At 65.5% G+C, this 14,249-nt stretch carries 15 protein-coding genes; 9 read left to right on the forward strand and 6 right to left on the reverse strand.

What is annotated here, in order from left to right:
* Positions 1–35 precede the first annotated feature (35 nt).
* The 6 genes from iscU (at position 36) to iscX (ending at position 3,945) form a co-directional block, all read left to right on the forward strand.
* Positions 36–440, forward strand: a complete 405-nt coding sequence (gene iscU / locus LDO41_RS18455; protein WP_223990816.1) for a Fe-S cluster assembly scaffold IscU — start codon at positions 36–38, stop codon at positions 438–440.
* 36 nt (positions 441–476) lie between these two features.
* On the forward strand, positions 477–797 hold the full coding sequence (gene iscA / locus LDO41_RS18460) for an iron-sulfur cluster assembly protein IscA (RefSeq protein ID WP_223990818.1): 321 nt from the start codon (positions 477–479) through the stop codon (positions 795–797).
* 88 nt (positions 798–885) lie between these two features.
* Positions 886–1,416, forward strand: coding sequence for a Fe-S protein assembly co-chaperone HscB (gene hscB / locus LDO41_RS18465; protein WP_223990820.1), 531 nt, complete (start codon positions 886–888; stop codon positions 1,414–1,416).
* Positions 1,417–1,469: 53 nt separating this feature from the next.
* Positions 1,470–3,335, forward strand: coding sequence for a Fe-S protein assembly chaperone HscA (gene hscA, locus LDO41_RS18470; protein ID WP_223990822.1), 1,866 nt, complete (start codon positions 1,470–1,472; stop codon positions 3,333–3,335).
* 60 nt (positions 3,336–3,395) lie between these two features.
* A complete protein-coding gene (fdx, locus tag LDO41_RS18475; protein ID WP_223990824.1) occupies positions 3,396–3,734 on the forward strand; it encodes an ISC system 2Fe-2S type ferredoxin in 339 nt (112 codons plus the stop codon).
* A gap of 16 nt (positions 3,735–3,750) precedes the next feature.
* Entirely contained in the window at positions 3,751–3,945 is a 195-nt protein-coding gene (iscX, locus tag LDO41_RS18480) for a Fe-S cluster assembly protein IscX (protein ID WP_223990826.1), read from the forward strand.
* Between the two features lie 75 nt (positions 3,946–4,020).
* Here the strand turns inward: iscX and LDO41_RS18485 are convergent, their stop codons facing one another.
* From LDO41_RS18485 to prfB, 4 genes are all read right to left on the reverse strand, one after another.
* Complete coding sequence (locus LDO41_RS18485; RefSeq protein WP_223990828.1) at positions 4,021–4,680, reverse strand: glycine zipper 2TM domain-containing protein; 660 nt, start codon at positions 4,678–4,680, stop codon at positions 4,021–4,023.
* 203 nt (positions 4,681–4,883) lie between these two features.
* Positions 4,884–6,434: a lysine--tRNA ligase gene (gene lysS / locus LDO41_RS18490; RefSeq protein ID WP_223990830.1), complete on the reverse strand. Its 1,551-nt coding sequence runs from the start codon at positions 6,432–6,434 to the stop codon at positions 4,884–4,886.
* A gap of 6 nt (positions 6,435–6,440) precedes the next feature.
* The gene (locus LDO41_RS18495; RefSeq protein WP_223990832.1) at positions 6,441–7,199 is read right to left on the reverse strand and encodes an SDR family oxidoreductase; all 759 of its coding nucleotides are present in this window, start codon (positions 7,197–7,199) and stop codon (positions 6,441–6,443) included.
* A 120-nt stretch (positions 7,200–7,319) separates the two neighbouring features.
* Positions 7,320–8,424, reverse strand: a protein-coding gene (gene prfB, locus LDO41_RS18500; RefSeq protein WP_223990835.1) for a peptide chain release factor 2 whose coding sequence is annotated in 2 segments (ribosomal slippage) — positions 7,320–8,342 and positions 8,344–8,424 — 1,104 coding nt in all. Because the reading frame shifts where the segments join, the coding sequence is not laid out codon by codon here.
* Positions 8,425–8,534: 110 nt separating this feature from the next.
* Between prfB and LDO41_RS18505 the strand changes: the two genes are divergently transcribed.
* The gene (locus tag LDO41_RS18505) at positions 8,535–9,272 is read left to right on the forward strand and encodes a M23 family metallopeptidase (RefSeq protein ID WP_223990837.1); all 738 of its coding nucleotides are present in this window, start codon (positions 8,535–8,537) and stop codon (positions 9,270–9,272) included.
* A 15-nt stretch (positions 9,273–9,287) separates the two neighbouring features.
* On the opposite strand, the gene recJ is transcribed toward LDO41_RS18505, so the two are convergent.
* Positions 9,288–10,991, reverse strand: a complete 1,704-nt coding sequence (gene recJ, locus LDO41_RS18510; protein ID WP_223990839.1) for a single-stranded-DNA-specific exonuclease RecJ — start codon at positions 10,989–10,991, stop codon at positions 9,288–9,290.
* A gap of 23 nt (positions 10,992–11,014) precedes the next feature.
* Positions 11,015–12,160 (reverse strand): hypothetical protein, encoded by a 1,146-nt coding sequence (locus LDO41_RS18515; RefSeq protein WP_223991400.1) that lies wholly within the window; start codon positions 12,158–12,160, stop codon positions 11,015–11,017.
* Between the two features lie 96 nt (positions 12,161–12,256).
* On the opposite strand from LDO41_RS18515, the gene LDO41_RS18520 reads away from it, so the two are divergent.
* Together LDO41_RS18520 and lolD are read left to right on the forward strand one after the other, a co-directional pair.
* Positions 12,257–13,507, forward strand: a complete 1,251-nt coding sequence (locus LDO41_RS18520) for a lipoprotein-releasing ABC transporter permease subunit (RefSeq protein ID WP_223990841.1) — start codon at positions 12,257–12,259, stop codon at positions 13,505–13,507.
* Complete coding sequence (gene lolD / locus LDO41_RS18525; protein WP_223990843.1) at positions 13,500–14,249, forward strand: lipoprotein-releasing ABC transporter ATP-binding protein LolD; 750 nt, start codon at positions 13,500–13,502, stop codon at positions 14,247–14,249. The genes LDO41_RS18520 and lolD overlap by 8 nt, the downstream gene beginning before the upstream one ends.

Genomic DNA, 14,249 nt, shown 5'->3' on the forward strand with positions numbered 1-14,249 from the left:
ATCCCCATAAAGCGACAAAGCAAGAGGTAGCCAAAATGTCTTATAGCAAAGAGGTTCTCGACCACTACGAAAATCCGCGCAACGTTGGTTCGTTCGACAAGAACGACGACGCTGTGGGCACTGGCATGGTCGGCGCGCCGGCCTGCGGCGACGTGATGAAGCTGCAGATCAAGGTGAATGAGGCAGGCGTGATCGAAGACGCCAAGTTCAAGACCTACGGTTGCGGCTCGGCGATCGCGTCGTCGTCGCTGGTGACCGAGTGGGTCAAGGGCAAGACCGTCGATCAGGCGCTGGAGATCAAGAACACGCAGATCGCCCAGGAACTGGCACTGCCGCCGGTGAAGATCCACTGCTCGATCCTGGCCGAGGACGCCATCAAGGCGGCGGTCGAGGACTACAAGAAGAAGCACGTAGGTGCCGAGCAGCAGGCTGTGGCCTGAGCACGGCAGCCGCCGCGAGATTGAACGAGGGCAACGATGATCACGATGACCGAAAAGGCCGCGAAGCACGTCGCGCGCTATCTGGAACGCCGGGGCAAGGGCGTGGGGCTGCGCCTGGGCGTGAAGACCACCGGCTGCTCGGGCCTGGCGTACAAGCTCGAGTACGTGGATGAGCTGGCGGCGGAAGATGCGGTATTCGAGTCGCACGGCATCAAGGTGATCGTCGATCCGAAGAGCCTGCCGTATATCGACGGCACCGAACTCGATTTCGCGCGTGAAGGGTTGAACGAGGGTTTCCGCTTCAACAATCCGAACGTGAAGGACGAGTGCGGCTGCGGCGAGTCGTTCCGCGTGTAATCGGTATCCGCGCGATGCGCGCCGGTACAGTGGGCGCGCGAGCGGGGACAAAGGAGCGGGCAACCGCTCCTTTTTGTTGGGGAAGCATTTGAAAGAAGACCATTTCACGCTGTTCGGGCTGCCGGCCCGCTTCGACGTGGACGAGGCCGCGCTGGACGCGGCGTATCGCACGGTCCAGTCGCAGGCGCATCCGGATCGCTTTGCCAATGCGGGCGACGCCGAACGGCGCGTGGCCATGCAGTGGGCCGCGCGTGCTAACGAGGCCTATCGCACGCTGCGCCAGCCGCTCAAGCGCGCGATCTATCTGCTGTCCCTGCGTGGCGTCGATATCCAGGCCGAGAGCAATACGGCGATGGCACCGGCCTTCCTGATGCAGCAGATGGAATGGCGCGAGGCGCTGCAGGAAGCGGTGGAGGCGCGTGACGAAGCGCGCCTGGACGCGCTGCTGCGCGAGTTGCGGCAGGAGAAGCGCGACCGCCATGCCGCGCTGGGTGCGCTGCTCGACGGTAGCGACGATGCCGCGGCGGGCACTGCCGCGCGGCAATTGATGTTCATCGAGAAGATCGAGCATGACGCCAGTGAGGCGCTTGACCGTCTGGACGATCGGCTCGAGGGGTAGGGGGCCCTGCGCCAACGCGCACGCCGCCACCATATAAAACGCGAAGAACTACCATGGCACTGCTCCAGATTTCCGAACCCGGCATGTCGCCGGCCCCGCACCAGCGCAGGCTGGCGGTGGGGATCGACCTCGGCACCACGAACTCGCTGGTCGCCGCCGTCCGCCATAGCATTCCCGAGGTGTTACCCGACGAACGCGGCCGTCCGCTGCTGCCATCCGTGGTGCGCTATCTGCCCGACCGCACCGCGCACATCGGCTACCGCGCGCAGGACGAAGCGGTGCGCGACCCGAAGAACACCATCATCTCCGTCAAGCGTTTCATGGGCCGTGGCCTGCGCGACGTGGCCCATATCGAGCACAGCCCGTACGACTTCGTCGATGCGCCCGGCATGGTGCAGATCAAGACGGCCGCGGGCGTGAAGAGCCCCGTCGAAGTATCGGCGGAGATTCTGGCCACGCTGCGCCAGCGCGCAGAGGACTCGCTGGGCGACGATATCGTCGGCGCGGTGATCACGGTGCCGGCGTACTTCGACGACGCCCAGCGTCAGGCGACCAAGGATGCCGCGCAACTGGCCGGACTGGACGTGCTGCGCCTGCTCAACGAGCCGACCGCGGCGGCGATTGCCTATGGCCTCGATAACGCGGCCGAAGGCATCTATGCGGTGTACGACCTCGGCGGCGGCACCTTCGATATCTCGGTGCTCAAGCTCACCAAGGGTGTGTTCGAAGTGATGTCGACCGGCGGCGACTCCGCACTCGGTGGCGACGACTTCGATCAACGCCTGCTGTGCTGGATCGTCGAGCAGGCCGGTCTGCAGCCGCTGTCGGCGGAAGACACGCGCCTGCTGATGGTGCGCTCGCGCGCGGCCAAGGAAGCCCTGTCGGAAGCGGACAGCACCGTGATCGACGCGGTGCTCGCCAGTGGCGAGATCGTGCATCTGACGCTGGATGCCGCCACGTTTATCGAGATCACCGCGCATCTCGTGCAGAAGACGCTGGCGCCCGTGCGCAAGGCACTGCGCGATGCGGGCGTGGGCGCGGAAGACGTGAAGGGCGTGGTGCTGGTGGGCGGTGCCACGCGTATGCCGGCGATCCGCAAGGCTGTCGGCGACCATTTCGGCCAGACGCCGCTGACCAATCTCGATCCCGACAAGGTGGTGGCACTGGGTGCGGCGATGCAGGCCAACCTGCTCGCGGGCAACTCGGCGCCGGGCGAAGACTGGCTGCTGCTCGACGTGATTCCGCTCTCGCTGGGCGTGGAAACGATGGGCGGGCTGGTCGAGAAGATCATTCCGCGCAACAGCACGATTCCGGTCGCGCGCGCGCAGGAGTTCACGACATTCAAGGATGGCCAGACCGCGATGGCGATCCACGTGCTGCAGGGCGAGCGCGAGCTGGCCAGCGACTGCCGTTCGCTCGCGCGTTTCGAGTTACGTGGCATTCCGCCGATGGTGGCTGGCGCCGCGCGTATTCGCGTGACGTATCAGGTCGATGCCGACGGCCTGCTATCGGTGTCGGCACGTGAAATGCTGTCGGGCGTGGAAGCGTCAGTGGCGGTGAAGCCCTCCTACGGACTGGCTGACGACGACATCGCGCGCATGCTGCAGGAAAGCTTCCGCGAGGCCGAGCAGGATATGAAGAGCCGCGCGCTGGCCGAGGAACGCGTGGAAGCCGAGCGGCTTGTGGAAGCGACCACACGCGCGCTGGAAACCGATGGTGTGTTGCTCGACGATGCGGAACGCGCGGCGATCGACACGTTGATCGCCGCAGTGCGCCAGATCGCGCAGGGCGACGACCATCGCGCGATCAAGGCGTCCGTGGATGCGCTGTCGCATGGCACCGACGAGTTTGCCGCGCGCCGCATGGATCGGTCGATCAAGAGCGCGCTGGCGGGCCGCAAGGTCAACGAGATTGGTTGAACGGCGCGGTTGATCGACACGGTTGACCGACGCCCACGACAGGAACACCCCAGGAACACCATGCCTCAGATTATTGTTTTGCCCCACGTCGAATACTGTCCCGAAGGGACCGTGATCGAAACCAAAGCAGGCGTCAGCGTATGCGACGCGCTGCTGGCCCACGGCATCGAGATCGAGCACGCGTGCGAGAAGTCGTGCGCGTGTACCACTTGCCACGTGATCGTGCGCGAGGGTTTCGATTCGCTGAACGAGGCCGAGGAAAAGGAAGAGGATCTGCTCGACAAGGCGTGGGGGCTCGAGCCCAACTCGCGGCTGTCGTGCCAGGCGATCGTCGCGGACGAGGACCTGACCGTCGAGATCCCGAAATACACGATCAACCACGCCAAGGAAGGCCACTGAGGCCCGGAGCACGCTCATGAAATGGACTGACACCTTCGACGTTGCGGCGGCGCTGTACGACAAGTACCCGGACGTCGATCCGACCACGATCCGCTTCACGGACCTGCACAAGTGGGTCATGGACCTCGACGGTTTCGATGACCTGCCTGATCGCTCGGGCGAGAAGATCCTCGAAGCGATCCAGCAGGCGTGGATCGAGGAAGCGGAGTAATCTGCTTCGGCAAGAAAGAAGAAGGGCGCGTCGGCGATGGCTGACGCGCCCTTTGTCTTTGCTGGGCCGGGATGATTAGCCCGTTACCAGCACGCCGCGCTCCATGTGCACGCGCTGACCAATCTGCACGCCGGGCTCCTGCTCGTACGTGAAGGTACGCTCGGTGCCGTCGTCCATTTTCACACGCACGTTGTAGTGGGTGTCTTTGTTGACGTGCTTCTCGACGGTATTGCCCGCGTAGCCACCCGCGGCCGCACCGGCCACGGTGCCGAGGATACGGCCGTTGCCGCGGCCGATCTGGTTGCCCAGCAGGCCGCCCACGACCGCGCCGCCGAGCGCGCCGAGACCACTGGTGTCCTTCTCGGTCTTGATCGGCGTGACGGCGATTACGCGACCGGCGGTATGGCTGGGCTTGGCGGCGGGAGCCTGACGCTCGACCGGCTGGGCCGCTTGTTGTTGCGGCGGAGGCGGTGCGTTGTTGGCGGCCTGCTCATAAGCCGGCGGACGCGTGGTCGACCCCGGTGGCGGCATTTGGGCGTTGGTTTGGGCGTTGGTTTGGGCGTTGTACTGGCTGGTGGCCGGCGCGGTGGCAACCGGTTCGCCACGATCTGCCTTGCTGATCGGCAGCACGCCGGTTACGGCCGCGACGGCGGTCAGGCTGGCGATGACCACTGCCACCGCGGCGGCTGCAATCAGCGGATGAATACGGCGGGAGGAGGGCACATTGGCTTGCATTCTTGTTCTCCAAGGCAACCGGCACTGCCGGATCGATGAAGCTAGTGTGGCGCAATGCAAGCCGAAAAGCCGTTGGATTTTGTAAGTGGTTGTAGGCCGAAAAGCGCTTGTGAATCAAGGGCTTGGCCAGCTTGTCGGCGCGTGTCCGACGAGGGTATGTAACAGAAATGCCCCTCTCCGGACGGAGAGGGGCGGGCGCTGCATCAGTCTTCGCGGCGCAGGTGCGGGAACAGGATGACGTCGCGGATGTTCGGGCTGTCGGTCAGCAGCATCACGAGACGATCGATACCAATACCGCAGCCGCCCGTCGGGGGCATGCCGTATTCGAGCGCGCGAATGTAGTCGGCGTCGAAGTACATCGCTTCTTCATCGCCGGCGTCCTTCTGCTCGACCTGCGCGCGGAAACGCTCGGCCTGATCTTCGGCGTCGTTCAACTCCGAGAAGCCATTGGCGATCTCGCGGCCGGTGATGAACAGCTCGAAACGCTCGGTGATGCCCGGCACCGTGTCCGATGCGCGCGCGAGCGGCGACACCTCGACCGGATAGTCGATGATGAACGTCGGCTCCCACAGCTGGCTTTCGGCGGTTTCCTCGAACAGCACGAGTTGCAGCGTGCCGACCTTGGCGTTCAGGAACTGCGGCGCGCTGGTGTTGACGCCGAACTTCTTGAGTTCGGCGCGCAGGAAGTCCACGTCGGCCAGTTGCGCGTCGGTGTACTGCGGCGCGTATTTCTGGATCGCCTGCGTGATGGTGAGCCGATGGAACGGCTTGGCGAGGTCGAGTTCGCGGCCCTGATAGGTCACGGTGGCGCTGCCGCGCGCATCGATCGCAGCCTGGCGGATCAGGTTTTCGGTGAAGTCCATCAGCCAGCGGTAGTCCGTGTAGGCCGCGTAGAACTCCATCATCGTGAACTCGGGGTTGTGGCGCGGGCTCACCCCTTCGTTACGGAAATTGCGGTTGATCTCGAACACGCGTTCGAAGCCGCCTACGACCAGGCGCTTGAGGTAGAGCTCGGGCGCGATGCGCATGAACATCTGCATGTCCAGCGCGTTGTGGTGCGTGATGAACGGCTTGGCCGCGGCGCCACCCGGAATCGGATGCAGCATCGGCGTTTCCACTTCCATAAAGCCCGCGTCGGCCATATGGCGACGCAGCGAGGAGATGGCGTTGGTGCGCGCGCGGAACGTGGCGCGCGTCTCGGGCGAGACGATCAGATCCACGTAGCGCTGGCGGTATTTCGTTTCCTGATCGGCCAGGCCATGGAACTTGTCCGGCAGCGGACGCAGCGCCTTCGACAGCAGGCGCAGTTCGCGCACCTGTACCGACAGTTCGCCCTTGTTGGTGCGGAACAGTTCGCCGCGCGCGCTCACGATGTCACCGAGGTCCCAGTGCTTGAACGCCGCGTAGACATCCTCGCCGACCTTGTCGCGCGTGATGTAGAACTGGATCTGACCGCTGCCGTCCTGCACGGTGGCAAAGCTGGCCTTGCCCATCACGCGCTTGAGCATCATGCGGCCGGCGATGGCCACTTCGACCGGCGCGGCTTCGAGCGCGGCCTGATCGGTTTCGCCGAACTGCGCGTGCAGTGCGGCAGCCTGGTGCGTCGGGCGGAAATCGTTCGGGAAGGCCACGCCCTGCTGGCGCAGTGCCTGCAGTTTCTCGCGCCGCTCCGCGATGATCTTGTTCTCGTCGACGGCGGGCGTCTCTGAGGCGTTGGCGGGGGCGGCGGGGTTGGCGCGCGTGGGTTCGGTCATGATGGTTCAGTAATTACGAATATCGTCGAGTTCGGTCGTGCCGAAATCGGGGCGGGACAGATAGGCGGCGATGCGCTTGGCCGTCTCGTCGGGCGAGGACAACTTGTCGTTGGACTTGAGGTCGCGGAAGCGCTGCACGTCGGCGAACTCCGCATCGCGGATGGTCGCCTGCATGTCGGTGTCGACCACGCCGGGCGCCAGCGAGACCGCGCGAATGGTGCGCGGGGCGGGGACGTCGCGATACTCGGCGTTGACCGAGCGGATAAACATGTCGAGCGCGGCCTTGCCGGCGCAGTAAGCGCTCCAGCCCGGCACCGGATTGCGCGCGGCGCCCGACGAGATCGCGAGGATCTTGCGCGGGCAGTCGAAGCGCGCGGTGTGTTCGACGAACGCGGCGGTCATCGTCATCGGCGAAGCCAGATTGGTCAGCAGATGCGGAATCAGCGTGTTCTCGTGCAGCTTGGTGATCGGGCCGATCGGCTCCACCACGCCTGCGTTCAGGATCAGCGTGATGCTGGCCGGCGCGTCATCGATGGCGTCCAGCACGCTGCCGAGCCAGCCGGCGGCGGGGCCGGGCTGGGCCAGGTCCTGCAGATGCCACGCGACCGGCACGCCGCTGGCGGCGGCGACCGCCTCCATCTCCGGATTGCGGCTGCGGGACACACAGACCACGCGGTTGCCCGGCACGAGCAATGCGCGCGTGAGGGCCGCGCCGAGCCCGCGCGAGGCGCCGGTCACGATATAAAGGTGTTTGGCTGCGCTCATGACAATCCCCGGATTTCTCGTCGATCGGTGTTGGTAGGTCTTGCTTTTGTGGAGGCCGCCGCACGCATAAGCTCACAGGCTTTCTGGAGAGGACGCGCGCGGCGGTAATACGGATGTTGCTTACAGACCCTGCTTCAGGCTCGCTTCGATAAACGGATCGAGGTCGCCGTCGAGCACCTTCTGGGTGTTCGACATTTCGACGTTCGTGCGCAGGTCCTTGATGCGGCTCTGGTCCAGCACGTACGAACGGATCTGGTGACCCCAGCCCACATCGGTCTTGCCCGCTTCCAGCTTGTCAGCTTCCGCCTGACGCTTGCGCATCTCGTGCTCGTATAAGCGCGACTTCAGCATCGACATGGCCTCGGCACGGTTGCGGTGCTGCGAACGGTCGTTCTGGCACTGCACGACGATGCCGGTCGGGATGTGCGTGATCCGCACGGCCGAATCGGTCTTGTTGATGTGCTGACCGCCCGCGCCCGAAGCGCGATACGTGTCCACACGCAGGTCGGCGGGGTTGACCTCGACCTCGAACGAATCATCGACCTCGGGGTACACGAACACCGACGAGAACGACGTGTGACGGCCGCCCGACGAGTCGAAAGGCGACTTGCGCACCAGACGGTGCACACCGGTTTCGGTGCGCAGGTAGCCGAACGCGTATTCGCCCTCGATCTTGATCGTGGCGCTCTTGATGCCGGCCACGTCGCCCTCGGACTCTTCGAGCACCTCGGCCTTGAAGCCCTTGCGCTCGCAGTACTTGAGGTACTGACGCAGCAGCATCGAAGCCCAGTCGCACGCCTCGGTACCGCCGGCGCCGGCCTGGATGTCGATGAACGCGTTGGCCTGGTCCATCTCGCCCGCGAACATGCGGCGGAATTCCATGTCCGCGACGATCGCTTCGAATCCGGCGACATCGCTCTCGATCGACTCGATCGTCTCGTCGTCGGCTTCCTCGCGCGCGAGTTCGAACAACTCGTCCGCGCCGCTCAGGTCGTCGGTGAGCTTGCTGAGCACGCCAACGACGCCCTCGATCATCTTCTTTTCTTTACCGAGGTCCTGGGCCTTCTTGGGGTTGTTCCAGACGTCGGGGTCTTCCAGCAAGCCGTTGACTTCGTCAAGGCGTCCTACTTTGACATCGTAGTCAAAGATACCCCCGTAGATCTTCCGTTCGCGAACGGAGATCGGAGATGGCACTGGAGATGGCGTTGAGGCGTTCTGCTTCCATGATGTTCCTGCGCGTCCAAAACCGGGAATTATAGCGGATCGCGCGGGGACCGCTGGTTACATCACTTGAGCGAAAATAGCGGCTTACACCCTGTATGGATACCCAGACGCATGACGGTCATTGCATCACCCCGATTGGCTTCCCCTGCATTTGTCACATTGTCTCGCCGGCGCGCGCTGTCGGTGCTCGGCGCCGCCGGCCTTTCGGCCGCGCTGGCGGCCTGCGGCACCACCGGCGGGCCCGCGCCCGACGGCTTCTATCGGGTCGAGCGTGGCGATACGCTGTATTCGATCGCGCGGCGGCATAAGCGCTCGGTGGCCGAACTCACGCGCTGGAACAATCTGTCGAGCGCGGATCAGATCGAGGTGGACCAGCTGATTCGCGTGCGCCCGCCTGCTGGCGCGGCCGCCTCGGCCTCAGGTTCGACGTCCGGAGGGGGCTCCGCACCGGCACCCGCGCGTACCGAGCCAGCGCCGCAGGGCAAGGTGCCGACCACCAGCATCCGGCTGCAATGGCCCGCTGACGGGCGCGTGACGGGGCGCTTTGCGCCGCCGGGCGAGAAGGGCATCCGCATCGCGGTGGCAAGTGGTGGCAAGGTGCGCGCGGCCGCGTCGGGCTGGGCCATCCACGTGGGCGAGATGCGCGGCTACGGCATGCTCGTGATCGTCAAGCACAATGACGACTGGCTGACCGTGTACGGCAATCTCGACAAGCCGACGGTCAAGGAGAACGCGCAGGTGTCCGCCGGGCAGGACATCGGCGTGATGGGCGCGGATGCCGAGCTGCATTTCGAGGTGCGCGGTGGCACGCAGCCGGTGGATCCGCTGCGCTATCTGCCGGCGCGTTGATCGGTCAAGTGCGGGTTATGCCTGCGCGTGTTCAATCACGAGCTGCACGCGCGTGACGCCGTTGAACGTGTTGTTGTCGAGCCGGTAGGCGACGGTGGCGCTCGCGCTGCCGAGCGCTTCGGCGTGATTGAACCAGATCGCGTCGTAGCGCTGGCTGCCGCGGCCGAGCTGGAGCTTCAGGTGCTTGCCTTTGAGGACGCTTTCGCGCAGCACGTCGAACTCGCCGCTGAACGTCGGCGGCGGGAAGCCCTGGCCCCACACGTGTTCCTCGAGCAGCGTCACAAATGCAGGATCGAAACAATCGGCGCCGATATCGCCATCGGTTTCCACCACGCGCGCCAGTTGATCTTCGGTGAGCCATTCGCGGCCGACGGCTTCGAACGCGGCCATGAACGTGTCGAACTGATCGGCGCGTAAGGTCAGGCCCGCGGCCATCGCGTGGCCGCCGAATTTCACCAGCAGGCCAGGGTGTCGCTTGGAGACGAGATCCAGCGCATCGCGCAGATGGAAGCCCGGAATCGAGCGGCCCGAGCCCTTGATATGCAGATCGTCACCGGGCGCGAACGTGATGGTCGGCCGATGGAATTTTTCCTTGAGCCGCGACGCGACGATGCCGATCACACCCTGGTGCCACGTATCGTTGAACACGCTCACGGTAAAGCGCGACGTGGGGTCGATGCCGTCGAGCGGCGTCTCGAGAATACGCAGCGCTTCCACCTGCATGCCCGCTTCGATATCGCGACGCTCGCGGTTCATGCCGTCGAGTTCCTGCGCGATGGCCCAGGCGCGCTCGTGATCGTCGGTCAGCAGGCATTCGATGCCCAGCGACATGTCGGCCAGGCGGCCGGCCGCGTTGAGGCGCGGGCCGAGGCCGAAGCCGAGGTCGAACGTATTGGCGCGCGTGGCGTCGCGCGCGGCGGCACGGAACAGCGCGGCCACGCCCGCATGCATGCGGCCCGCGCGCATCTGGCGCAGGCCTTGTGCGACGAGGATGCGATTGTTGGCGTCGAGCTTGACCACGTCGGCCACGGTGCCGAGCGCCACCAGATCGAGCAGCGTCTGCAGGTTTGGCACCTTGGCGTTGTCATACGCGCCGCGTCGGCGCAGCTCGGCACGCACGGCCAGCAGCACGTAGAACATTACGCCCACGCCGGCGAGGTTCTTGCTCGGGAACTCGCAGCCGGGCTGGTTCGGGTTCACGATCACCGCGGCCTTGGGCAGTTCCGCGCCGGGCAGATGGTGGTCGGTCACCACGACGTCGATGCCGCGCGCATTGGCGGCGGCCACGCCGTCCACGCTGGCGATGCCGTTGTCCACCGTCACGATCACGTCGGGGTGCTTCTGCGCGGCCAGTGCGACGATCTCGGGCGTCAGGCCGTAACCGTATTCGAACCGGTTGGGCACGATGAAGTCGACGCGCGCACCCAGCATGCGCAGCCCGCGCACGCCCACCGCGCACGCGGTGGCGCCATCGCAGTCGTAGTCGGCCACGATCAGCAGCGACTTTTGCGCGGCGATGGCATCGGCGAGGTATTCGGCCGCATGCGCGATGCCTTTCATCGACGCGGGCGGCGTCAGTACGGCCAGCTCGGTGGCGAGTTCATCGGGATGCAGCACGCCGCGCGCGGAGAGGATGCGCGCGAGCGTTGGGTGCAGACCCGACGCGGCAAGCGTTTCGGCGTTGGGGGTGGAGAACTGACGAACGGCGATCCGGGTCATGGGCAGAGGAGAAAAAGTTCGGGTCAGGCCGCCATGGCCAGGTCGGACAGCAGCGTGCGCCAGTTGCCGCGCGCGCCAAGGCCGCGCCAGAATTTACGCAGATCGGCGCGGCGTACCGTGAATTCGGCAAAATGGTTTTCGCCCGAGAGTACCAGCGTCAGGGCCTGCAGGCGGCCATCGGCCAGCGCGTCGAGCGCGGGCGCGAACCATTCGGTGTCGAGCGCGTGCATATGCATCAGCCATTGATGCCAGTCCGCTGCCAGATACGATTCGCTGGCATGTTCGAGCAGTGCCATCACGCTGCCGTTAGCCGGTCCGGCGTCAGCCTGCCCTACGTCGATAAAGCGCGCGGGCAGGGCGGCTGCGCGGCTGCCGCCGGCAAGCGCCAGGCCGGTCAGGAACGTGTCGTTGGCCAGCACCGTGTCGGCCAGCCTGGGCACGGCTTGCATCGCGCCGCCACCGTGGAGCCAGACCGAGTTGACCGGGATCCGGCCTGCGGCCTCGCGCGCCTCGTTGACCGGATGATCGTGCCACGTCATCTGGATTTCGTTCTGCAGGCGGCGCCAGTCGCGCGCGCGGGCGCCGGCCTGCAGCCAGATGTCGATATTGCGGCCGGCGGCGCGTAGCGGCGTGGTGGCTTCCAGCGGGCCGAACGTGGCCTCGGGCAGATACCAGCGGGCGGGCGTCGGGGTTTCCAGCGCGATGCCGGACTCGTTCAGCAGCTCGTCGATCGCGGCGCGCAAGGCGGTGGCCTCGTCGGCGCGCAGGTCGAGCTGGTCCGGATGCACGAGCACCAGATGGTCGCGCGCGGCGTGGATATGCACGGGTTGCAGGCAGGCCCAGGCGCCGTCCGTGGCGATGGAGGGGGGCGCTGCGCCGGCCGCCGCGTCCGATTGCCGCAGGTCGGCCAAACGCATATACGGCGCGGTAGGCACCCGGTCGGTCGGCAATCCGGCGCGGGCCGCGAGCCAGCGCTCCTGCGGCAGGGTCCGTAGCCAGGGATCGTCGTGACGCTCGCGGGGCCCCGGCGCGGCCCGGGTCAGCAACTTTCCGAGCGCGGGAAGCTCCAACTGCCGCAGCAGGGCGTCGGCGACGGCCTCGTCGGCACCGTCGCCACCAGGGCCGGGAGGTACCGAAAAAGGGACAATCAGGGTCAGGTGCGTCATCATAATGGCCAAGATTGTAAACTGCGGGTTGTCCGGGTGGCGTGCGAGACCGTGCAAGCTGCCCCCGGCGACTCTTTCCGAGATTTAACAGGACGACTCTTGAACTTTCCCTACGAGTGGCAAATCGGCTGGCGATACACCCGCGCGAGCAAGCGCGCCAGCCGCAACACGTTCATCTCGTTCATCTCGATGATCTCCATGCTCGGCATCGCGCTCGGCGTGGCCGCGCTGATCGTCGTGCTGTCGGTGATGAACGGCTTCCAGAAGGAAGTGCGCGACCGCATGCTGTCAGTGCTCGCGCATATCGAGGTGATCGGCCCGGGCCCGCTGCCCGACTGGCAGCAGACCGCCGCCGAGGCCTTGCAGAACAAAGAGGTGATCGGTGCCGCGCCATACGTGGCCGCACAGGCCATGCTGACGCGTGAGGATGCCGTGCGCGGCGTGCTGCTGCGGGGCGTGGATCCGACCGAGGAGCCCAAGGTCTCCGATGTGAACAAGCAGTTCACCGCCGGCAACATGAATGCGCTGGTTCCGGGCGGATTCGATATCGCGCTCGGCAGCGAATTGGCTGCGGCGATGGGCGTGCGCGTGGGTGACAAGGTCACGCTGGTGGCGCCGCAGGGCACCATCACGCCGGCCGGCGTGCTGCCGCGCCTCAAGCAGTTCACGGTGATCGGCGTGTTCTCGTCGGGGCATTACGAGTTCGACAGCGCGCTCGCGCTGATCAATATTCATGACGCGGAGACGTTGTTCCGTCAGGCCGGGCCGACAGGGGTGCGGCTCAAGCTGGAGGACATGCAGCGCGCGCCCGAGGTGGCGCGACAGCTTGCCACCACCATGACCGGCAATCTCTATCTGCGCGACTGGTCGCAGCAGAACCGCAACTGGTTCGCGGCGGTGCAGACCGAGAAACGCATGATGTTCATCATCCTGACGCTGATCATCGCGGTGGCCGCATTCAACCTCGTGTCCACGCTGGTGATGACGGTCACCGACAAGCAGCCCGATATCGCGATCCTGCGCACGATGGGCGCGCAGCCGCGTTCGATCATGAAAATCTTTATCGTGCAGGGCATTGCCATCGGCTTTATCGGGACGGTGCTCGGCGTGGCGGGTGGCACGCTGATCGCGACCAATATCGATGTGATCGTGCCCTTTATCGAGCGGGTGCTGCACGTGCAGTTCCTGCCGCGCGACATTTATTTCATCAGCGAATTGCCTTCGGATCCGCGTGTGAACGACATCACGACCATCGGCGTCATCTCTTTCGTGCTGGCGACGCTGGCCACCATCTACCCGAGCTGGCGTGCTGCCCGCGTGAACCCCGCGGAGGCCCTGCGCTATGAGTGAAACCACGTTGCTGCAGGAACCCTCGGCGGTGCCGACAGTGCCGGGATTGGCCGTGCAGGCTGGCACGCCGGTGCTGGTGGCGGAAGGGCTGACCAAGCGGTTCCGCCAGGGCGGGCTCGATGTGGACGTGTTGCGCGGCGTGGATGTGCGCGTGGACGCGGGCGAGAAAGTCGCGATCGTGGGCGCGTCGGGCTCGGGCAAGAGCACGCTGTTGCATGTGCTCGGTGGTCTCGACAATCCCGATTCGGGGCGGGTGGCGCTGCTCGGCAAGCCGTTCACGGCGTTGCGCGAGAAAGAGCGCAACAACGTGCGCAATCGCTCGCTGGGCTTTGTCTACCAGTTCCACCATTTGCTGCCTGAATTTACGGCACTCGACAACGTGGCGATGCCGATGCGCATTCGCGGGCTCAAGGAGCGCGAGGCGCGCGAGGCCGCGCAGGCGATGCTCGATCGCGTTGGGCTGGGCGGGCGCGCCAGGCATCGTCCGGGCGAATTGTCGGGTGGCGAGCGGCAACGTGTGGCGGTGGCGCGCGCGTTGGTGGGGCAACCTGCCTGCGTGCTGGCCGACGAGCCGACCGGTAACCTCGACGACCATACCGCGGGCGGGGTGTATGACCTGATGCTCGAACTGTCGCGCACGCTGGGCACAAGCTTTGTGATCGTCACGCACGATACGGATCTGGCCGGACGTTGCGATCGCGTACTGCGATTGCGCGACGGGCATCTGCATCGCGAGCGCTGA

This window comes from Cupriavidus pampae, assembly GCF_914271485.1.
Lineage (GTDB): Bacteria > Pseudomonadota > Gammaproteobacteria > Burkholderiales > Burkholderiaceae > Cupriavidus > Cupriavidus pampae.